The organism is Halorubrum sp. Ib24 (assembly GCF_002252745.1).
GTDB lineage: Archaea > Halobacteriota > Halobacteria > Halobacteriales > Haloferacaceae > Halorubrum.
Window position 1 is genome coordinate 1 of record NZ_NHOX01000002.1, and the last position, 19,533, is coordinate 19,533.

Genomic DNA, 19,533 nt, shown 5'->3' on the forward strand with positions numbered 1-19,533 from the left:
AGTGTAGTGCCGTCGTGAGAGAGTCATTATAAACCGATCGTGGTGTCGCTGTCAGCTTTTTATAAGTGAGTCGGACGGCTCCGCGGTGAAGGTCTCAAACTCCGCGCTCGTTTTAATTAGCTTGATCCAATCTTGCACGTGGGAAGGCCTCAAAGCCCCAAGCCGTCGTTTTTAAGTAGCTGAATCAATTTGACGGTGAAGGCCTCAAAGCGCGAGCGCCGACGACTCGCGCGGCGTTGTTGCCGCAACTCCTCGCTCAGTCGCTCACGCGTCGCGGCTGCGGTGCTTACTGCGCCGTGCTTCGTCCTCGCGGCCTGCCCTTTGAGTCCACCCGCCCGCACCGCAACGCCAACCTCACACTCCATCATCGCGGTTCGCTCTCTGCGAGCGCTCACGCGTCCCCTCGCGGGTGGCTCGCGGCGCCGGTGGCGGCCGTCGCCAGGCGCGCCGACGCATCCGCCTTTTTATAAGTAATCTCGCCGTCGCTCACCGGTCAGTCGTGGCGGAAGCAGCGCGACCCGGTGAACGCCATCGCCATGTCGTGCTCGTCGGCGGCGGCGATCACGTCCTCGTCGTTGACGGAGCCGCCGGGCTGGATCACGGCCCCGATCCCGGCCTCGGCGGCCTCCTCGATGGCGTCCGGGAACGGGAAGAAGGCGTCAGAGGCCATCACGGCGCCCGCGGCGGACTTGCCCTCGGCGTCCTTCTCGGCCTTCATCGCCGCCAGCGTCACGGCGTCGACGCGCGATACCTGCCCCATCCCGACGCCGACCGTCTCGGTGCCGGTCGCGAACAGGATCCCGTTCGACTTGACGTGCTTGAGCGTCTTCCAGGCGAAGACCATCGTCTCCAACTGCTCGTCGGTGGGTTCGCGCTCGGTGACGACTTCCAGGTCCGCGGCGGTGGGCGACTGGCGGTCCCGCTCCTGCACGAGGCGGCCGCCGACGATCGGCTTCTCCGTGAACCGCTCGGCGAAGCGGTCGTCGCCCTCGCCTAGCGGGCCGACGTCGAGCACGCGGAGGTTCCCCTTCTCCCGGAGCACGTCGAGCGCGCTGTCGGTGTAGCCGGGCGCGACGACGACCTCTTTGAACGAGTCGGCGACCGCGGTCGCGGTGTCGGCGTCGCACTCGCGGTTCAGCGCGACGATGCCGCCGAACGCCGACTTCGCGTCGGTCCGGAGCGCGCGGTCGTACGCGTCCGCGAGCTCGTCGCTCGTCGCGCAGCCGGCGGGGTTCGTGTGCTTGATCACGGCGGCCGCGGGCTCGTCGAACTCCTTCACGAGGTTCAGGGCGGCGTCGGCGTCGTTGTAGTTGTTGTACCCCATCTCCTTCGAACCGGGGTTCAGCCGGTCGGCGCCGACGACGCTCGCCTCCTCGCAGCCGTCGTCCGCGTAGAGCGCGGCGTCCTGGTGCGGGTTCTCGCCGTATCGGAGCGTCGCGGCGCGCTCCTCGGAGGCGAACCGACGCTCCGGGAAGTCGCCGCCGGCGTCGCCCTCGACGGTCACGCCGACGGCGTCGCTGCCCTCGCGCTCCACCGTCACGCGGTCCTCGGCGAACCACCGGACCGCCCGCGGGTACGCCGTGAACTCCGCGTCGTGGAGCACCCGGTCCTTCAGCGAGTCGGCGTCGTCGTCGCCGTAGACGGGGACCGGCTCCTGGGTGACGATCGGGCCGTCGTCGATCGCCTCGGTGACGACGTGGACGGTACACCCCGTTGTCCGAACGCCCGCGTCCAGCACCTGCTCGTGGGCGTCCATCCCGGGGAACGCCGGGAGCAGCGAGGGGTGGACGTTCAGCGTCGTCGGCGCCGCGTCGAGGAACTCGTCGGTGAGCACGCGCATGTACCCGTCGAGGCAGACGAGGTCGAAGTCGTAGTCGGCGAGCCGGTCTAAGATTCGTCGCTCGTGGGACGCGCGCGACTCCTCCCCCTCGCGCTCGACGACCTCGGTCGGGATCCGTCGCTCCGTCGCGGCCTCCAACACGGGCGCCTGCTCCCGGTTCGTCAGAACGACCGACAGCTCCGCGCCGCCCGGAGCGGCGTCGGCGATGTGTCTGAGGTTCCGTCCCCGGTTGCTCGCGAGTCCGGCGAACTTCATACGCGAGTGGTCCGACCGATCGCGTATATCGATTGCGGTCCGTTCCGCCCGAGTATCCACGTTTGCGGATAGGATCGCCCGACCGGTCGCGAAAAGTGGGCTCACCTATCCACGTCCGTGTGCCACGCCATCGACACGTTTTTGCTGGCTCCGGCGGCAGTCGCGGACATGACGGACCACGCCATCTCGGGCCTGTCGCGGTCGGACCCCCTCGCGGCAGTCTCGCCGCTCGACGGGCGATACGCCTCGCGGACCGCGCCGCTGTCGCCGTACGCCAGCGAGGCCGCGCTGATGCGCGCCCGGACCCGCGTCGAGGTCGAGTACCTGATCGAGCTCGCCGCGCTCGACGAGACGCCGATCGCGCTCGATGACGACGCCGAGGCGGCGCTCCGCGACGTCTACGAGTCGTTCTCCGCCGAGGACGCGCGCCTGATCAAGGCGCTCGAAGTCGAGGGCGCCGAGGGGTACGCCGCGACCAACCACGACGTGAAGGCGGTCGAGTACTTCCTGCGCGTCCGGCTGGACGAGGCGGACGACTCCGGGGCGGTCGACGACGCGGAGGCGCTGTACCCGTGGGTCCACTTCGGGCTCACCAGCGAGGACGTTAACAACCTCGCGCACCGGCTCCTGCTCAAGCCCGCGGTGAGCGAGGTGCTCGTGCCCGCGATCCGGGAGGTCCGGGACGCCTTGGTCGACCTCGCCCAGGAGTACCGCGGGACGCCGATGCTCGCCCGCACCCACGGCCAGCCCGCGACGCCGACCACGTTCGGCAAGGAGATGGCGGTGTACGCCTCTCGGCTCGGGCGCGCGCTCGGCCGCGTCGTCGTCGCGAACGGGGACCTCTCCGGGAAGCTGGCCGGCGCCTCGGGCACGTACGCCGCTCACGACGCCGCCTACCCCGACGTCGACTGGCGGGCGTTCTCCGAGTCGTTCGTGCGCGGGCTCGACTTGGAACACACGCCGCTCGCGACGCAGGTGAACCCCTGCGACGACCTCGCGGCGCTGTTCGACGCGCTCCGCGGCGTCAACAACGTGCTCCTCGACCTGGACCTGGACGCGTGGCTGTACGTCTCCGACCGGTACCTCGGCCAGCGGACCGTCGAGGGGGAGACCGGCTCCTCGACGATGCCGCACAAGGTGAACCCGATCGACTTCGAGAACAGCGAGGGGAACCTGTCGAAGGCGAACGGCGACCTCACCTTCCTCGCGGACTACGTGACTGGCTCGCGGCTCCAGCGCGACCTCTCGGACTCCACCGTCAAGCGCAACGTCGGCGCCGCGCTCGCGCACTGTCTCATCGGCTACGGGAAAGCCGGGAACGGGCTCGCGAAGGTCGTTCCGAACGAGGCGGTGATGCGCGAGGAGCTCGCGGCGACCCCCGAGGTGATCGGCGAGGCCGTCCAGACGATCCTCCGACGCGAGGGCGACACCGACGCCTACGAGCGCGTGAAGGAGCTGACGCGCGGGCGGTCGGTGACGCTCGACGACTTCCGCGAGCTGTTCGGCGACCTCGACGTCGACGAGGACGTGCGCGAGGAGCTGCGGGCGCTGACGCCCGCGGGGTACGTCGGCGTGGCCGACGGACTCGTCGACGAGATCGACGAGTAGGCGTCGCGGTCGCGAGGGACGTCGCGATCGAGAGAGACGTCGCCGGCGTCGCACACCCCCACAAGAGGTTTGTCGGTCGCGCGTGCAGGTAGGGCTGATGCCCTCCGAAAACGACGACGACGTGGAGTACTCCGTCTTCGGCAACGAACCGAGCGACGAGTGGGACGACGCGGACGACGGTCGCGCCGATCCCGACTCGGCGCGATCGGGAGACCGACCCGAATCGCTGGCGGCCGGCGAGGGATCGGGCTGTCCGAAGTGCGGGAGCGAGGAGACCGAGACGGACGAGATCGCGACGAGCGGCACCGGCCTCACCAAGATGTTCGACGTGCAGAACCGCTCGTTCGTCGTGGTCTCCTGCGCGAACTGCGGCTACTCGGAGCTGTACAAGGGACAGTCGAAGGGGAACGCCATCGACTTCTTCGTCGGCTGAGAGCGACGCGGCGACGTCCGTGGCCGCTCCGCCCCGTAGCGGCGCTTGAGACCGCCACACGACGCCGGGAGCGACCGATTTATGTCGACAGAGGAACCGGTTTCGACCGCGTATGGTCTCCCTCCGTCACCCCTCCGAGCTCCCCGTCGTCGGCGTCGTCGCCGACGGCCGCACGTACAGGCACCTGTTGTACCTCCTGCTCGCCGTCCCGCTCGGGCTCGTCTACTCGGCGGTCTTCACCTTCGGGGTCGCGTTCGGCCTGGCCCTGTCGGTCGCGCTCGTCGGGCTGGTGGTCCTGTTCGCGACGCTGATCGGCGCCCGGCTCGCCGCGGGACTGGAGCGGCGGCTCGCGAACGCGCTGCTCGGGACCCACCTACTGCGCCCGGACGACCTCGCCGCCGCGGACGGCGCGCTCGCGGGCGCCAGGAAGTACGTGGACGCGCCGTCGACGTGGCGGGGGCTCGGGTTCCTCTCGTTGAAGTTCTGGGTGAGCCTGCTCGCGTTCGTTCCCCTCGTCCTGCTCGCGAGCGCGCTGCCGCTGGTCGCCGCGCCGCTTCGGTACCCGTACACGGCCGATTTCGGCGAGGTCAACGGCGAGCCGGTGACGTGGGCGATCGACACCCTGCCGGAGGCGCTGGTCGCGCTCCCGCTCGGCGTCGCCGGCGTCCTCCTCGCGCTCCATCTCGCGAACCTCGCGGCGTACGTCGCTCGGCGGATGGCCCTCGCGCTGCTCGGTCGCCCCGAGCCGTCCGAGCCGCTTCCGGCGGTATCGGTGAGCGGCGACGAGGGCGGGAGCGACAGCGCCAACGGCGACGGCGACGAGGGCGGCGACGGTGACACGGACGACGACGGTGACACGGGCGGCCACGGGACCGCCGGCAACGGTGACACGGGCGGCCACGGGACCGCCGGCAACGGTGACACGGGCGGCGACGAGGCCGACGCCTCCGGCGACTTCGACTTCGTCGACGACCCCGCTCCCGCCGACCGCGACGGCGACGCCCGCTGATCCGGGGACGGCTCCCCGAGCGACTTATTCGGCTGGGCTCGTCAAAGCGGATATGGCACCGACGTTGGTCAACGCCGCGTTCGGCGCGCTGCTCGCGGCCGCCCTGCTCGGCGCCGCGTTCGACCGGCGCTCGGTCGCGGTCATCGTCGTCGCCGCGGTGCTCCCGGACCTCGACGCGGTCGCGAGCCTCGCGGTCCCGGGCGCGACGAACGCCCTCCTCCACGCCGTCTGGCTCCCGCTCGCGGCCGGCGTCGCCCTCTACTGGGACACCGAACTGCGGGACGCCTCCCGGCTCCGCGAGCGGGCGGGGCGACGGGGCGTCCGGGTCGCGTGGGTCGCGCTCGCGGCGTTCCTCGTCGCCGGCGTCGGTCCGGACCTGTTCGGCAGCGAGGGGGTGAACCTGCTGTACCCCCTCGCCGACGCCTACTACCTCGTAGACGGGGGGTTCCTCCTCTCGACTGAGGACGGCGTCGTCCAGACGTTCGTCACGCTCGGGGGCGGGGGCCCCGGGATCCTCCCGCTGGAGGCGCTCGGCACGACGGAGTCGTACGCGATCCCGACGTTCGCGAACCCCGACGGCCGCCCGGGGCTCTCGCCGGGCGCCGAGCGCGAACTACACCTCGTCCGGACCGGCTGGCAGCTGGTCGTCGTCGCCGCCGCGGGCGCGCTGCTGGCGGTTCGGTTCCGGTGGGAGACCGACGACGACCCGGAGGCGATCCGGAGGTGACCCGATAGATGGTCTCGACGGTGGTCCACGCCGGGTTCGCGGTGCTGCTCGCCGCCGGGCTGCTCGACGACCGGTTCGATCGGCGGGCGATCGCGGTCCTGCTCCTCGTCCTCGTCGCCCCGGAGGTCGACAGCTTCCTCGGCCCGTTCATGTCGGGCGCCCACCGGACCGTCGGCCACACGCTCGCGATCCCCGGGGTCGCCGCGCTCCTGTTGTACTACGGCACCCGGGTTCGGGAGACCTCGCTCGCGCGCGACCGGCTCTCGGCGCGGTGGGTCGCCGTCGCGTGGGCCGCGCTGTTCGCGCACGTCTTCGCGCACGTGGCGCTCGACTGGGTGCACCTCGACGGCGTGAACTACCTGTGGCCGCTCCGCGATCGGTTCCTCCGGCTCGACGGGGAGGTCCTGCTCTCGACCGCGGACGGGTTCGTCCAGACGTTCGTCGACCTCCGCGTCGACGCGGAGACCGGGGCGCGCACGGTCGACGCGGGGACCACGGGGACCACGGAGACCGTTCACGTCAACAACCCGGTCCAGCCGCGCGATCCGGACGAGGTGACCGACGAGCCGGTCGAACGGATATTTCCGGTCGCGAACGCCGGCTGGCGGCTCTACCTGATCGGGACGGGGCTCTTCGCGCTCGCGGCCCGACGACTGCAGGACCGGACCCCGCCGGAGGGCGAGTCGTGAGGGGGCCGCGGTCGGGGTAAAAGGCCCACATAGTATGGCGGGGCAGTGAATCCCTCGGAGACCGTACGGCCTCGCGATGAGCCCTCGTTCACGCGACGACGAGCGCCTCGCCGGCGAGGAGATCGCCGTGGTCGGCGCGGGGTTCGGCGGCCTCTCCGCCGCCGCGTACCTCGCCGACGCCGGCGCGGACGTGACGGTGTTCGAGCGCAACGAGCATCCGGGGGGGTACGCCGGCCGGATCGAGCGCGACGGCTTCCGGATCGACACCGGTCCCTCGTGGTACCTCATGCCGGAGGTGTTCGACCGCTTCTTCGGTCACTTCGGCCGGTCGACCGAGGAGTTCTACGAGCTGACCGAGCTGGACCCCCTCTACGAGGTCGTCTGGAAGGACGGCGACCGCGCGACGATGCCCGCGGACCGGGAGGGGCAGAAGGCGCTGTTCGAGTCGTACGAGGCGGGCGCCGGCGACCGCCTCGACGCGTACCTCGACGACGCCGCGGAGGCGTACGACCTCGGGATGGACCGGTTCGTCTACCCGAGCCGCTCGCGGCTCCGGGACATGGTCGATACGGACGTGTTGCGGTCGGGGCGCGCGCTCCCGAAGCTCCGGACGATGAACGACTACGTCGGCGACTACTTCGACCACGAGAAGCTGCGGCAGATCGCCGAGTACAAGCTCGTCTTCCTCGGCGGGTCGCCGTACAACACGCCGGCGATCTACACGCTGATGAGCCACGTCGACATGAACCTCGGCGTCTATCACCCGACCGGGGGCATCGCGAGCGTCGTCGACGGGATGGCGGCGCTCGCGACCGACCTCGGCGCCGAGATCCGCACGGGGACGCCGGTGCGCGCCATCGACCCCTCGGTCGCGGCGGTGGGACCGAAGTTCGACGTGGAGACTCCCGGGGCGACCGGCCGGTTCGACCGCGTGGTCGCGAACGCGGCGCCGCCGCACGTCGAGCGCGACCTCCTCTCCGACGAGCACGCGCGCCGCGAGGCGTACTGGGAGTCGCGGACGTACGCCCCCTCGGCGTTCCTCATGTACTTCGGCGTCGAGGGCGACGTCGACCTCGACCACCACGCGCTCGTGTTGCCGACCGACTGGCGCCCCCACTTCGAGAAGATCTTCGACGACCCGGCGTGGCCCGACGACCCGGCGTACTACGTCCACGTCCCCTCGAAGACGGACCCGGAGGCGGCGCCCGAGGGCCGCGAGGCGGTGTTCGCCCTCGTCCCGCTGGCGCCCGGACTCGACGACGACCCGGAGACCCGCGAGCGCTTCCGCGAGCTGGTGCTCGACGATCTGGCCGAGCACGCCGGCGTCGACTTCCGCGACCGGGTGGTGTTCGAGGAGACCGCCTGCGTCTCCGACTTCCGCGAGCGCTTCAACGCGCCCCGGGGCACCGCGCTCGCGCTCTCGCACACGCTCGGGCAGACCGGGCCGCTCCGGCCGGCGCATCGCGCCCCGGGCGTCGAGGGGCTCTACTACGTCGGCGCGTACACGAACCCCGGGATCGGGATGCCGATGTGTCTGCTCAGCGGCGAACACGTCGCCGAGGCCGTGATCGAGGACGCCGGCGGCGGGGTGTTGCCGTCGGTCGTGCCGACCTCGACGCTCCGGTAGGGGCGTTCGGGAGCTCAGCGCCCTGCGCCGCTCCCGTCGACCGCCTCTTGCACGGCGACCCAGTGCGTGATCGTCCCGTCGTCGCCCGGGAGGGGCCGGAGCGAGACGCGATTCAGGAACGGGGTGCCGTCGCGCCGGTGGTTCCACAGCTCGACCGTCACCGGCTCCCAGATCGACACCGCCTCGCGGAGGTCGGCGACGGCCGGGTCACTCGTTTTCGGCCCCTGTAACAGCCGCGGGTTGCGCCCGCGGAGCGCCGCGAGCGAGTAGCCGGTGAGCTCGCGAGTCGTCCGGTTCGCGTACAGGATCGGGGTGTCGCGGTACGCCGGCCCGCAGAGCGTGACGCCGAGCGGCGCGTCGTCGAGGAGCCGAACGCGCTCGATCAGGCGCCGACCGCGGTCGGTGAGGTCGTCCGAGTCGGCGATCGCGGCGGGCAGGGCCGCCTCCGAACGCGTCCGCGGGAGCCGGTGCGGGTCGAGCCCGCGCCTCGCGGAGGCGTCGCCGCCGTCGGTGGCGTCGGGGCGATGGCCGAGGAGGTCGCGGAACGCGCTCCGGGCGGACGCCTCGTCGCACGCCAGGAACTCCAGAATCGCTTCTCTGAGACCCATCGCGCCGTCAGAAGTCCCTGCCGGTCGCGTGCAGCAGGCCGTCCGGGCGGTCCGCCGTGACCTCGTGCGTCGACATGCAGTGATCCACGGGAGCGTCCCGCATCAATCCGCGGTAACACCCACGTCAGTCGCCGGCCCCGTGGGAGGCGGAGACTAAAAGAGCGGTTTGGGAATCCCGACCCGTTATCCCGGACGGCGCGGAAGGGCGACGCGTGCAACGGAACATACAGCAGGCGAGTCGACCCCGCGGGCTCGCCACGGAGACGTGCACGCTCTCGGACGGCCGGACGCTCGCCTACGCCGTCGGCGGAGACGAGGGCGGGACGCCGGTCGTCGCGCACCACGGAACCCCGGGGTCGCGGCTGTTCGCGGCGCTCCTCTCCGAGGCCGCGGCCGGGGAGGGCGTTCGCCTCCTCGTTCCGGACCGACCGGGCTACGGGCGTTCGTCGGCGCCGCCGGTCGGCTGTGAGTGGCGCGACTGGCGGGGAGACTTAGGGGCGCTCCTCGACGCGGAGTCGGTCGACGACGCCGGGGTCGTGGGCTTTTCCGGCGGCGGGGCGTTCGCGCTCGCGGCCGCGGCGGACGAGCGGGTCGATCGCGTCGGGCTTGTCAGCAGCGTCGTGCCCCCGTCCGATGTCGGCCTCGTCAAGCTGTCGCGGATCCCCCTCGCCGTCCGCGTCCTCTTCCGGCTGTCGGGCGCGTACGCGTCTGTGGCCGGCCCCGAGGCGGTCGTCGGTCAGTACACCGACCGCTCGGTGTCGGAGGCCGTCTCGCGGGCGGTCGCCGACGACTTCCGCGAGGCCCTGCGGCCGGGAGCGAAGGCCGTCGCCCGGGAGAACCGGTGGTTCGGCGACGAGTGGGCCGGCCTGGACCGGCCGTCGGCCACCGTCCGCGCCTGGCACGGGACCCGCGACGAGAACGCGCCGCTATCGGCGGTGCGAGCGTTCGCGGATGAGACCGACGCGGGGCTCGCGACCTCCGAGACCGACCACCTCGGAACCCTCCTCGACCGTCAGAGCGAGGTGTTGCGGTGGGTCAGCGGCGCGTGACGGAATTCGAACCGCGATTAGAGTAGCGTCGCTGGCGGAACAACGAACACGGACGGACTCGCGGGGGTCCCGTGAGCAGAGAGGGACCGGAGGTCCCTCTTGCAGCCGGCGCGAAGCGCCGGCGATGCTAGCGAACGGGACCACGCGAGGGAACGAGACGAACGAAGCGAGTCGAGTGGACTCGCGGGGATTTTGAACCGGAGCCAGACGTGCTCACTCCGTTCGCTGCGCGCGACTGGCAGGGTTCAAATCCCGGCTCGTTGCAGTGTCGCGCCGCTCGCGGTGTTGCTCGCGGCGCAAAAACATGGACTCGCGGGGGTCCCGTGAGTGAAACGAACGGGACCACGCGAGGGAACGACTGAACGACCGAAGGGAGTGAAGGAGTGGACTCGCGGGGATTTGAACCCCGGGCCTTCCCCGTGCCAGGGGGATGATCTACCACTGATCTACGAGCCCTCGTACGCGTTCCATCGTTCCCCGCTGGATATATTAAGGCCTTCGACTCGGCGACGGCGGGGACACCGCGTCGCACGCGGACCGCCCGCTCCTCAGATCCGTTCGGAGTCGACGTACACGTCGAGGTCGACGTTCCGGGTCGACCCCTCTAGGTCGCGGACGGCGCGCTGGACGACGCGCTCGGCCTCGGTACGGATGAGCGGGACCGCCTTCTTGACCACCCAGTCGAAGGAGACGAGCCGCGGGAGGTCGAGCGCGTCCGGGCTGGCCGACCCCGGGTCGAACTCGACTTCGAGCGCGACCTCGCAGACCGGCGAGTCGGCGGCGTCGGTCTCGGCGTCGCCGTCGGACTCGGGGTCCGGCCCCGTCGATGTCACGCGCCAGCGCCCGCCGGCGTCGATGTCTTTCGTGATCTCCCAGTCGATCCGCTCCGGCGGCTCGACGCCCGTCACCCGCGAGTGGGCCGTGTAGGTGATCTTCCACCACGCGAACCGGAGCGCGTAGCGGGTTCCGGGGCCACCGTCGCCCTCGATCGTCCGCACGTCGTCGAGGTACTTCGAGTAGCGGGCGTACCCCGGGAAGTCGAGCAGGAACTCGTACACCTCCTCGACGTCGGCGTACACCTCGGTGCTCACGACGAGTTCGTCCACGCAGAGACGTTCGGGCGGCGCGTAATAAGCGGTCCGGCGATGGAACGATTGAGAGGGTTGGATCGGTCGTCCGGTCGGGACAGCGAGTGGGGACAGAGATTCGGCCGCTTGCTTATAAAACGCCGACTGCGCGACGAACGCCTCCAAAGCCCCAGTCGGCTCCGGTCGAGGGGCTCGCTGCGCTCCTCAGTCGCTCGTTTCACTCGCTCCTTGCGGTGTCGCCGGCGGCGAAGCCGCCGGCTGCCCGTGGCGCTACGCGCCACGCTGCTTGCGTCGCCCGTCTTCCCGGAGCCGACTGCCCCTTTGAGTCCCACCCCAACCGCACCGCAACCGCGCCTCGCGCCTCCCCAGCCTCGTCGGTCGTCCTCCGCGTTGCTCCGGACGACCGACTCCCTCGCGCACGCTGCTCGCGCCCGACGGGCGCTCGCAGGTGCGCGCCGCCGCGGAATTGTTTATATTTATAGCGTGTAGTCGTGCTTGCCCGTCTCGGAGTCGAGGAACGCCGTCAACAGGTCGATCGTCGCCGCGACGTCGTCGCCGTCGGCGGTCTCGGTGACGGTGTGGAGGTAGCGCGTCGGGATCGAGATGGCCCCGACGGGCTTCGCGCCGGCGGTGTTCTGGAAGCCGGCGGTGTCGGTGCCGCCCGCGGGCAACACCTCGTGCTGGTGGTCGATCCCCTCCGCCTCGGCCACGTCGGTCAGTCGGCCGTGGACCTTCGGGCTGGTGATCACCGAGGAGTCCTTGAGCTTGATCGCGGTCCCCTCGCCCAGCTCGGTGACGGCGTCGGCCGGCTCCCCGATCTGGGGGACGTCGTTGGCGACGGTGACGTCGAGGGCGACGGCGAGATCCGGATCGATGTCGACGCCGAGCGCATTCGCGCCTCGGAGCCCCACCTCCTCCTGTACGGTCGCCGCGAAGTGGATCGTCACGTCGGGGTCGTCGGTCCGGCGGGCGGCCTCCAGCATCGCGAACACGCAGATCCGGTCGTCGAGCGCCTTGCCGGTCACCCGGTCACCCATCCGCGTCGTCGTCTGGTCGAGCGTGACCAGGTCGCCGACGCCGACGAGCTCGGCCACGTCCTCGCCGTCGCGGCCGAGGTCGATGTACACGTCTTTCACCTCGTCGTCTTTCTCCTGCTGCTCCTCCGTGAGCGTGTGGGGCGGCACGGAGCCGATGACGCCGGTGAGGTCCTCCTCGCCGTGCACGGTGACGCGCTGGGCGCGGAGCACGCGGGCGTCGAACCCGCCGAGCGGGTCGACCTGCACGAACCCCTCGTCGGTGACGTGCCGGACCATGAAGCCGATCTCGTCCATGTGGGCCGCGACCGCGACCGAGTAGTCCGAGTCGCCCTCGACGGTGCCGACGACGTTCCCCATCGCGTCGGTGCGGACCCGGTCGGCGGTGTCGGCGAGCTCGCGGCGGACGATCTCGCGGACGTCGTCCTCGTATCCCGGAACACCGCGGGCCTCGGTCAGCTCTCGTAACAGCTCGAAGTCGAAGTCGAACGACATGCGCGACGGTTGGCGCCCAGCGACAAAGGTGGAGAGGTTCCGGCACGACAGTCGGCGTTCTCCGGAGCGGGCCGCCGACGGTTCGTCGGCGCCGCGTCGTCGTTCGAGAACCTCAAACTTGTTTATCGTTGTTCCGCAACGCTTTTGCGGTGGCTCGCGGGATGGGAGAGTATGAGTGACGTCAGATCGGAACTCCGCGAACAGTTCCTCGACGCCTTCGGCGGCGCCGACTTCCCCGTCGAGAACCAGATGGACCTCGTCCCGGCGCTCCCGAACGGTCCGGCCACGAAGTTCGAGGCCGGCGACGTGAGCCTCACGGCGATGGAGATGGCCGCGAAGCTGGGCAGCGAACAGGAGTTCCCCTACGAGACCCCCGAAGCGCTCGTCGACGACATCCTCGACGGCCTCGAGGCGAAGGGGATCCTCTGACGCCGGCGCTCCTTTTGTCGGTAGTCGGCTCTCGCCCGTAGCGCGCCGCTCGCCGACCCCTCGCCGACCCCTCGCCATCCCGGCGAGGGGTTGATAGGCGACGAGCCGTTATCTGGATCGTGGTCGTCGAGCTCATCAGCGCGGTGCCGCCGTGGATCCTCCTCGGAGTCGCGCTCGGCGGGATCGCCTCCGCCTTCGCGGCGGTCGCCTTCTACCTCGGGGACCGGTTCGTCGCCCCGAGCGTCGCCGCGGCCGGCGACGGCGAGACCGCCGCGGGCGACGAACGACGACGCCGGGAGATCCGCGAGTACCTGACGGCCATCGACGAGCGGTTCCGCGAGGACCACCCGCTCGGCGAGGTGGCCGTCCCCTTCTACCTCCCCGAGCGCGGCGTCGCAATCACGTTCGACGCGCACGACTACTTCCGGCTGGAGGGAGAGGGCGTCTACACCGTCCTCTGCGAGCACGAGATGCCGGGTCGGGGGCTCGGTCGCCGCCTCCCGTTCGACGTTATCGAGCCGGACTGGGGGCCGGACCCGTCGGTCGAACGCGGCGGCCGCGACCCGGTGGCGGCGGCGTTCGCGGAGCTCGACGTCGCCCGCGACGCCGACGCAGACGAGGTGAAACGGGCCTACCGCGAGCGGGTCAAGGAGACGCACCCCGACCAAGGCGGCGACGAGGAGTCGTTCCGCCGCGTCCGCGAGGCGTACGCGACCGCCCGCAACCACGCCGGCGGCGCGGGCGAGGAGGCCGGCCGGGGCCGTCCCGCCGCCCGGACCGACCGTACCGATTCCCCGGCGGGCTTCGGTCGGTGACGGGGGGCGACCGGTGACGGGGAGCGATCGATGACCGGGGGCGATCGATGACCGGGACCGCGTTCGGCGAGCGCGCGGCCTACCTCGACCGCCACGACGCGCTCGTCGTGGCCGACCTCCACGTCGGCCGCGGAGAGGCCTCCGCGGTGTCGCTCCCGATCGGCGAGCGGGAGGACCTCGTCGATCGGCTCCGGGGACACCTCGCTCGGTTCGACCCCGCCGCCGTCGTCGTCGCGGGCGACGTCGTCCACACGTTCGACCGCGTCACCGACCGGAGCCTCGGGACGCTGGAGGCGCTCCGCGACGCCTGCGAGGCGAGCGGCGCCGCCCTCGAACTCGTCGCCGGCAACCACGACACCGCCCTCGCGAACGCGTGGGACGACCGGGTTCACGAGGAGTACGTGTTGGACGCCGCTGGTTCTCCCCGGACCGTCGTCTGCCACGGTCACGAGGCGCCGTCGACGGCGGCCGACCGGTACGTGATCGGCCACGTCCACCCGACGATCGAGATCGAAGGCGACCGCCGACCCTGTTTCCTCGGCGGCGAGGGCGTCTACCGCGGGGTCGACCTCCTCGTCCTGCCCGCCTTCACCCGGCTCGCCCCGGGCGTGGCGGTCAACGACATGCGAACGGGGGCGTTCGACTCCCCGCTCGTCACCGACGCGGACCGGCTGGCGCCGGTCGTGGTGGACCCCGACGCGAGCGATGCGGAGGGGTCGCTCCGATTCCCGCCGCTGGGGGAGTTCCGCGAGCTGTTGTGAACGCTTTTGTCGGCGCGGGAGTACTGTGACCTATGAACACGGAAAACGCCTGCCTCGGCTGCGGCGAGCCGTTCGACTGGGGCGACGGCGAGTGCCCGGCGTGCGGCTGGGACCGCGACGAGTGGGCCGCGAGCGGTCGCCACGGGCTGGAGAAGGAGGGGCACGGAGAGCCCGAGGAGGACGGCGGGTCGGGCGGTGGCGGCGGCGGAATGGGCGGACTCGGTCCTATCCGCTGAGGGCGAGGGAACGCGGTGGAGGGGAAACGAACTGGCGGCCCGCGGCTCAGTCGTCGGTCCCGAGCGTCCACGTCGAGGTGAACTCCTCGACGTCGCCGTCGTACGCTCGCTCATCGGGGTCCGACGAATCGACGTACGACGCGCCGGACCCGTCCGGGCCGTCCGGCCCGTGTCGGGCGCGGTGAAGCGCGTCGCACACGGCGCCCTGCCCGCCCATGTTCACGGCCGCGAGCCGGGAGCGCTTCTGGACCACGTCCAGCCGGTCCGCCCGGATCGGGTCGCCCTCGGGCGTCAGGAACAGCGTGTCGCCCGGCTCCGTCACGTGTCCGCTCGTCGTGACCCGGTCGAGGTAGTCGGCGATCGGCGCGGCGTCGACGACGAGCGATAACCCGCCGAGGTCGACGTGCGCCTCGTCCCCGTCGACCGTCAGGTCGGACCGTTCGAGCGAGACGACCTGTTCGGGGTCGGCCCCAGCGTCGAGCAGCGTCCGGACCGCCTCGCGCTGTCTGGAGACGCGGGCCTTGTCGGCGATTGCGGCGCGGACCGCCGCGACGTCGCCGTCGGCGTCCGGGAACGTCTCGCCGAAGCCGTCGCGGGCGTTGACGCCGGCGGTTATCTCCTCGCCGTGCATGTGGTCGCACAGCTCGATCCGCGCCTCGCGCACCCAGTCGAGCGCCTCGACCTCGTCGCGGGCGTCGGTCGCCATCATCCACGCGAAGGCGGGCGAACACCACGCCGTCGGGAGCGTGAACCGGACCTCGACGCGGTCCCCGTCGACCTCGATCGCGTCGATGTAGTCGAGCTCGACGATGGACCGGGCGAGCTCGGGGTCCTCGACGCGGTCCAATCGATCCCTGACCGCCGCCGTCTCGTGGGGGTCGCCCGGCGGGTCGTCAGCGGATCTCTCCGCCGAGTCGCTCCGGGGATCGCCGCCGGCGTCGTCGGCCGGACCCGCGCTGCTCCCCGACATCAGTCCGCCGCGGCCCCCGCGTCACCGCCGTAGTGGGCGCCGAGGTCGAACCGCTCGGTGATGTCGTCGTCGCGGAACTGGCGTTTCTTCGCCTCGATGTCGATGTCGTACAGCTCCGCGGCGTTCTCGCCCATGATCTTCTTCATGGTTTCGACGTCGAGCTCGACGCCGTACTCGTCTCGCTGCTCGTCGGTGAGCTCGGCGTTCATCACCTGATCGACGAGCCAGTCCGGGTTCCACAGCGCGTAGTCGGAGCCGAACAGGATCCGGTCCTCGCCGAGCCAGAAGAGGAGCTCGCCCATGATCTCCCCGAACTTCCGCTCGCGGTGGGTCGACATCGCGGAGGCGACCGCGAGCCCGCCGTACACGTTCGGCTCCTGGGCCGCGATCCAGCAGAAGTCGTCGAGCCGCGGGAGCCCGACGTGGTTGACGATGAAGTTGAGCTCCGGGAACGACGAGGCGGCGTCGTCGACGTCTTTCACGTCGAACGCGTCGCGGTTGAGCGGGCGGATCGTCGGCCCCTTGTGGGCGTTGATATTCTCGATCCCGAGCTCCGAGCACTTCTCGAGGAACTCGAAGGCGTCGTCGCTGTCGAGCCGCCACCCCTTCGAGTCGCCGCGCCACTCGGCGGTGTACAGCTTCACGCCGGGGATGTCGTACTCCTCCTTGAGGTGTTCGAGGTAGCGCAGCCCCTCCTCGCCGTCGCGCGGGTCGAAGCTCCCGTTGAGCACGAACCGCTCGGGGTACTCCTCCGCAAGTTCCGCGTTCTGCTCGGTGGTGTTGAACCCCTCGTCGTAGAAGTCGTCGAGGTACGTCGGCTGGAAGATCGCCATGTCGGCGGCCGCGTTCCCGAACAGGTCCTCGGTCATCTTGTCGGCGCCGTAGTGCCGGTACGTGTCGATGTCCCACTGCTCCTCCTCCGGGGTGAACCCGGTGTGGTAGTCGTAGAAACACTGGAGGAACTGCTCGCCCCCCTCGTGGATGATGTTCTCCTGCCGCGCGTCCCACATGTGAACGTGGCCGTCGATGACGAAGATCTCCTCGCCGTCCTTCTCGTACATACAAGTGAATGTGTGAATCGACAACACATAACTATAAGGATCGTTCAGGTAAATTACGCACCGGTTGTTCGTTCATCGGTCGAGTCGCCGGTTTCACTCCGTCGCCGTCGCGTTCGATGGCGGTCGCGACGCCGGGAGACCTCACCGTAACGAACGTTTATGATGTAGGCTGCGAGATAATCTATCACATGCAAGCAGCCAGACTCCACGAGTACACCGACGACATGAGCGAGGGACTCACGATCGACGAGGTAGACCGACCGCACGCGACGGGCGCGAGCGACGTGATCGTCGAGGTCGAGGGCGCCGGCTGGTGCCAGACGGACAACCACATCATCGAGGGGATGTGGACGGAGTACGTCCCGCAGGAGCTCCCGCTGACACTGGGTCACGAGAACGCGGGCACCGTCGTCGAGACGGGCGAGGACGTCGAGATCGTCTCGGAGGGCGACCCGGTGATCTGCCACCCGGTCCAGACCTGCGGCACCTGTCGCCCCTGCCGCCTCGGCGAGACGATGCACTGCGAGAACAGCGCGTTCAACGGCCTCACCCACGACGGCGGCTTCGCCGAGTACCTGCACACCAGCGAGCGCTCGGTGATCCCGCTCCCGTCCGGCGTCGAACCGATCGACATCGCGCCCCACGCCGACGCCGGAATCACGGCGTATCACGCGGCGAAGAAGGCGGTCGCCGACCTCAACCCGGGCGACCACGCGGTCGTCATCGGAGTCGGGGGGCTGGGCCACATCGGACTCCAGTGTCTGAGCGCGATGAGCGCGGCCCAGATCACCGCCGTCGACCTCAAGCAGTCGGCGCTGGACCTGGCCGACGGCTACGGGGCCGACCACCTGATCAACCCGAGCGAGGCGGACGTGCCGGCGGAGATCGAGGCCATCACCGACGGGACGGGCGCCGCGCAGGTGCTCGACTTCGTCGGCGCGGACGTGACGACGGGCTACGCGCCCGACATCACCGCGGGCGGCGGCGACCACCACATCATCGGCTACGGCGGGCACGTCCACGAACCGTCACAGGCGCTGGTGAACGGCGAGTTCTCCTTCGTCGGCAACATCGTCGGTCGGTACGCCGAGCTCCAGGAGCTGGTCGCGCTCGTCGAGCAGGGCGACGTCGACCTCCACACGAGTCGGTACGACCTCGGCGACGTGAACACGGTCGCCGAGAAGCTCGAACACCGCGAGATCGACGGTCGCGCCGTGATCACCCCCTGAGTCGGGAGCCGACTGCCGAGCGCAGGCCCGACCCGCAGAAGATTTTTATCGATCGTTGTGGAGCCCCCGAGTATGGACCGCAGAGCCCTCCTCTCCGCGATCGGCGGATCCGTCGCCGCGCTCTCCGGGTGTGCCGGAGCTGATCCGGGCGTTGGTCAGACGCCGAACGGGACCGACGACGGGTCGGCGGCGGCCGACGGGGAGCGATCGTCCGGCGGTGACGAGTCCGGCGCGTCCCTCGCCGTCGAGCTCCGAACGGTGTCGCACGTCGTCACCGCGTACGAGCCGTCGCCGAGCCGCGGGATCGACCCGGCGCACGTCGTCCCCGAATCCGAGGTCCCGGCCGCGCTGCGCGACCCCCTCGCCGAGGCCCGCGACGGGCGGTTCGAGACCGACGACCCGAGCGACGCGCTGCTGGCCGCGGTCGACGAGTTCCGCGTGTACGACCGCGGCGAGCTCAGGCCGTACGTCGAGCTGGACGGGACGCGCTACGCGTTCGACCCGAGGCTTCCGACGTTCACCGCGGAGCTCGTCGACGAGGAGGCCGAGGGGGACGACGAGGACCGCGTCCTCCGGGAGGCGGGGCGGCGCGACGATCTCGGCTCCGAGGCCGTCGAGACGTTCGTTACCGCCTTGACGGCGTACGGTCCGAACGCGGCCCGCGGGGAGTACCGCCGGTGCGTCCGCCCGGACGCCGTCGCCGCGTTCCTCGACGAGTACGACTACCTGGAGGACGGACGCGGCGTCTCCCGGATCGAGACGACCGTCGAGAACGAGGAGCCGCCGTACGCGATCACGGCGCGCGAACTGACCGAGAGAGACATGTGGGACCGGCCGGTAGTCGACGAGTCGGCGCTCGACGGCGAGGTGGTGTCGCTCTTCGAGCGCGCGCTGGCGTCGTCGCACCGGGAGCCGGCGTTGACGACTCCCGATCGCAGTCAGTACTTCGCCGACGAGGTGCCGGACGCCTACGGGGACGTCGCCGCGGCGTACGACGAGCCGCCGTATTACCGGCTCGACGGGACCGTGTACGACATTATCGTCGGAGAGCCGCGGTACGACCGACTCCCGGTGTCGGTCTCGGTCGCGGCGAGCGAGAGCGCGGCGAGCGAGGCCCCCGACCGGGGGTTCACCCTCACGGACGCGCCGGCGCCCGAGAACGCCGACGACGACGCTGAGGGACCGTACACGTTCACGAGCCGGGGCGCGCTGCCGAGCGCCCTCTGGGTGGTTCACGACGGGGAGCGGACGGAGCTAGATATCGTCGAAACCGAGGGCATCGAGGGGCCGCGGCCGAGTCGCAGCGACGGCGAGGCGCTGGAGTCGCTCGACGCGGGCGACGAGATGGCCGCGACGTACGCGGTCCCCGAGGGGCTCTCCGAGGGCACGTACACGAGCCGCGGGCTGTTCCACGTCTCATGGGGGGTCCCGGACCGGACGCCCGACGAGCACGGGGCGTACCCGTTCGAGCTGGAGATCGCGGTCGAATGAGCCGGGGCGGCAGTCCGCCCACCGGTCGAGGGAGCCGCCGCGGAGGAGGCTCAAGTCGGCGTTTCACCCACGGGAAACG

At 70.7% G+C, this 19,533-nt stretch carries 19 protein-coding genes and 1 tRNA gene; 13 read left to right on the plus strand and 7 right to left on the minus strand.

Going from position 1 to position 19,533, the window contains the following annotated elements:
- Positions 1-493: 493 nt before the first annotated feature.
- Positions 494-2,095, minus strand: a complete 1,602-nt coding sequence (gene purN, locus DJ82_RS00195) for a phosphoribosylglycinamide formyltransferase (RefSeq protein WP_094580774.1) — start codon at positions 2,093-2,095, stop codon at positions 494-496.
- A 168-nt stretch (positions 2,096-2,263) separates the two neighbouring features.
- Here purN and purB point away from each other — a divergent pair, with 168 nt between their 5' ends.
- From purB to DJ82_RS00225, 6 genes are all read left to right on the plus strand, one after another.
- Positions 2,264-3,703, plus strand: a complete 1,440-nt coding sequence (gene purB, locus DJ82_RS00200; RefSeq protein ID WP_094558514.1) for an adenylosuccinate lyase — start codon at positions 2,264-2,266, stop codon at positions 3,701-3,703.
- A 97-nt stretch (positions 3,704-3,800) separates the two neighbouring features.
- Positions 3,801-4,136 (plus strand): zinc ribbon domain-containing protein, encoded by a 336-nt coding sequence (locus DJ82_RS00205; RefSeq protein ID WP_094524569.1) that lies wholly within the window; start codon positions 3,801-3,803, stop codon positions 4,134-4,136.
- A 112-nt stretch (positions 4,137-4,248) separates the two neighbouring features.
- Positions 4,249-5,145, plus strand: a complete 897-nt coding sequence (locus tag DJ82_RS00210) for a sensor domain-containing protein (RefSeq protein WP_094580775.1) — start codon at positions 4,249-4,251, stop codon at positions 5,143-5,145.
- Positions 5,146-5,197: 52 nt separating this feature from the next.
- Positions 5,198-5,872: a hypothetical protein gene (locus tag DJ82_RS00215; RefSeq protein ID WP_094580776.1), complete on the plus strand. Its 675-nt coding sequence runs from the start codon at positions 5,198-5,200 to the stop codon at positions 5,870-5,872.
- A gap of 8 nt (positions 5,873-5,880) precedes the next feature.
- Entirely contained in the window at positions 5,881-6,561 is a 681-nt protein-coding gene (locus DJ82_RS00220) for a metal-dependent hydrolase (RefSeq protein WP_094580777.1), read from the plus strand.
- A gap of 76 nt (positions 6,562-6,637) precedes the next feature.
- A complete protein-coding gene (locus DJ82_RS00225; protein WP_094580778.1) occupies positions 6,638-8,188 on the plus strand; it encodes an NAD(P)/FAD-dependent oxidoreductase in 1,551 nt (516 codons plus the stop codon).
- Between the two features lie 14 nt (positions 8,189-8,202).
- Here the strand turns inward: DJ82_RS00225 and DJ82_RS00230 are convergent, their stop codons facing one another.
- Entirely contained in the window at positions 8,203-8,796 is a 594-nt protein-coding gene (locus tag DJ82_RS00230; RefSeq protein ID WP_094580779.1) for a PAS domain-containing protein, read from the minus strand.
- Positions 8,797-9,008: 212 nt separating this feature from the next.
- On the opposite strand from DJ82_RS00230, the gene DJ82_RS00235 reads away from it, so the two are divergent.
- Complete coding sequence (locus DJ82_RS00235; protein ID WP_241881347.1) at positions 9,009-9,845, plus strand: alpha/beta hydrolase; 837 nt, start codon at positions 9,009-9,011, stop codon at positions 9,843-9,845.
- Between the two features lie 384 nt (positions 9,846-10,229).
- On the opposite strand, the gene DJ82_RS00240 is transcribed toward DJ82_RS00235, so the two are convergent.
- From DJ82_RS00240 to DJ82_RS00250, 3 genes are all read right to left on the minus strand, one after another.
- A tRNA-Ala gene (locus DJ82_RS00240) sits at positions 10,230-10,301 on the minus strand.
- A gap of 92 nt (positions 10,302-10,393) precedes the next feature.
- Positions 10,394-10,951: an SRPBCC family protein gene (locus tag DJ82_RS00245; RefSeq protein WP_094524575.1), complete on the minus strand. Its 558-nt coding sequence runs from the start codon at positions 10,949-10,951 to the stop codon at positions 10,394-10,396.
- 458 nt (positions 10,952-11,409) lie between these two features.
- Entirely contained in the window at positions 11,410-12,462 is a 1,053-nt protein-coding gene (locus DJ82_RS00250) for a M42 family metallopeptidase (RefSeq protein WP_094580780.1), read from the minus strand.
- A gap of 171 nt (positions 12,463-12,633) precedes the next feature.
- Between DJ82_RS00250 and DJ82_RS00255 the strand changes: the two genes are divergently transcribed.
- From DJ82_RS00255 to DJ82_RS00270, 4 genes are all read left to right on the plus strand, one after another.
- Entirely contained in the window at positions 12,634-12,891 is a 258-nt protein-coding gene (locus tag DJ82_RS00255; RefSeq protein WP_094524577.1) for an MTH865 family protein, read from the plus strand.
- A gap of 119 nt (positions 12,892-13,010) precedes the next feature.
- Complete coding sequence (locus DJ82_RS00260) at positions 13,011-13,706, plus strand: J domain-containing protein (protein WP_094580781.1); 696 nt, start codon at positions 13,011-13,013, stop codon at positions 13,704-13,706.
- A 47-nt stretch (positions 13,707-13,753) separates the two neighbouring features.
- Complete coding sequence (locus DJ82_RS00265; RefSeq protein ID WP_094524579.1) at positions 13,754-14,467, plus strand: metallophosphoesterase; 714 nt, start codon at positions 13,754-13,756, stop codon at positions 14,465-14,467.
- A 32-nt stretch (positions 14,468-14,499) separates the two neighbouring features.
- Complete coding sequence (locus tag DJ82_RS00270) at positions 14,500-14,703, plus strand: hypothetical protein (RefSeq protein ID WP_094524580.1); 204 nt, start codon at positions 14,500-14,502, stop codon at positions 14,701-14,703.
- Between the two features lie 46 nt (positions 14,704-14,749).
- Here DJ82_RS00270 and DJ82_RS00275 read toward each other — a convergent pair whose 3' ends face one another.
- Entirely contained in the window at positions 14,750-15,673 is a 924-nt protein-coding gene (locus DJ82_RS00275) for a metal-sulfur cluster assembly factor (RefSeq protein WP_094580782.1), read from the minus strand.
- Positions 15,673-16,734 (minus strand): amidohydrolase family protein, encoded by a 1,062-nt coding sequence (locus DJ82_RS00280; RefSeq protein WP_094580783.1) that lies wholly within the window; start codon positions 16,732-16,734, stop codon positions 15,673-15,675. Before DJ82_RS00280 ends, DJ82_RS00275 begins: the two co-directional genes overlap by 1 nt.
- Positions 16,735-16,922: 188 nt before the next feature.
- On the opposite strand from DJ82_RS00280, the gene DJ82_RS00285 reads away from it, so the two are divergent.
- Both DJ82_RS00285 and DJ82_RS00290 read left to right on the plus strand, forming a co-directional pair.
- Positions 16,923-17,963 (plus strand): NAD(P)-dependent alcohol dehydrogenase, encoded by a 1,041-nt coding sequence (locus tag DJ82_RS00285; protein ID WP_094580784.1) that lies wholly within the window; start codon positions 16,923-16,925, stop codon positions 17,961-17,963.
- 72 nt (positions 17,964-18,035) lie between these two features.
- The gene (locus tag DJ82_RS00290; protein ID WP_094580785.1) at positions 18,036-19,454 is read left to right on the plus strand and encodes a hypothetical protein; all 1,419 of its coding nucleotides are present in this window, start codon (positions 18,036-18,038) and stop codon (positions 19,452-19,454) included.
- Positions 19,455-19,533 lie beyond the last annotated feature (79 nt).

What these genes read in the sequence shown, in the direction of transcription:
- purB (WP_094558514.1), top strand. Translation starts at nt 2,264, where the DNA reads ATGACGGACCACGCCATCTCGGGCCTGTCGCGGTCGGACCCCCTCGCG.
- DJ82_RS00265 (WP_094524579.1), top strand. Translation starts at nt 13,754, where the DNA reads ATGACCGGGACCGCGTTCGGCGAGCGCGCGGCCTACCTCGACCGCCAC.
- DJ82_RS00205 (WP_094524569.1), top strand. Translation starts at nt 3,801, where the DNA reads ATGCCCTCCGAAAACGACGACGACGTGGAGTACTCCGTCTTCGGCAAC.
- DJ82_RS00285 (WP_094580784.1), top strand. Translation starts at nt 16,923, where the DNA reads ATGCAAGCAGCCAGACTCCACGAGTACACCGACGACATGAGCGAGGGA.
- DJ82_RS00225 (WP_094580778.1), top strand. Translation starts at nt 6,638, where the DNA reads ATGAGCCCTCGTTCACGCGACGACGAGCGCCTCGCCGGCGAGGAGATC.
- DJ82_RS00230 (WP_094580779.1), bottom strand. Translation starts at nt 8,796, where the DNA reads ATGGGTCTCAGAGAAGCGATTCTGGAGTTCCTGGCGTGCGACGAGGCG.
- DJ82_RS00210 (WP_094580775.1), top strand. Translation starts at nt 4,249, where the DNA reads ATGGTCTCCCTCCGTCACCCCTCCGAGCTCCCCGTCGTCGGCGTCGTC.
- DJ82_RS00215 (WP_094580776.1), top strand. Translation starts at nt 5,198, where the DNA reads ATGGCACCGACGTTGGTCAACGCCGCGTTCGGCGCGCTGCTCGCGGCC.
- DJ82_RS00290 (WP_094580785.1), top strand. Translation starts at nt 18,036, where the DNA reads ATGGACCGCAGAGCCCTCCTCTCCGCGATCGGCGGATCCGTCGCCGCG.
- DJ82_RS00255 (WP_094524577.1), top strand. Translation starts at nt 12,634, where the DNA reads ATGAGTGACGTCAGATCGGAACTCCGCGAACAGTTCCTCGACGCCTTC.
- DJ82_RS00250 (WP_094580780.1), bottom strand. Translation starts at nt 12,462, where the DNA reads ATGTCGTTCGACTTCGACTTCGAGCTGTTACGAGAGCTGACCGAGGCC.
- DJ82_RS00280 (WP_094580783.1), bottom strand. Translation starts at nt 16,734, where the DNA reads ATGTACGAGAAGGACGGCGAGGAGATCTTCGTCATCGACGGCCACGTT.
- DJ82_RS00275 (WP_094580782.1), bottom strand. Translation starts at nt 15,673, where the DNA reads ATGTCGGGGAGCAGCGCGGGTCCGGCCGACGACGCCGGCGGCGATCCC.
- DJ82_RS00220 (WP_094580777.1), top strand. Translation starts at nt 5,881, where the DNA reads ATGGTCTCGACGGTGGTCCACGCCGGGTTCGCGGTGCTGCTCGCCGCC.
- DJ82_RS00270 (WP_094524580.1), top strand. Translation starts at nt 14,500, where the DNA reads ATGAACACGGAAAACGCCTGCCTCGGCTGCGGCGAGCCGTTCGACTGG.
- purN (WP_094580774.1), bottom strand. Translation starts at nt 2,095, where the DNA reads ATGAAGTTCGCCGGACTCGCGAGCAACCGGGGACGGAACCTCAGACAC.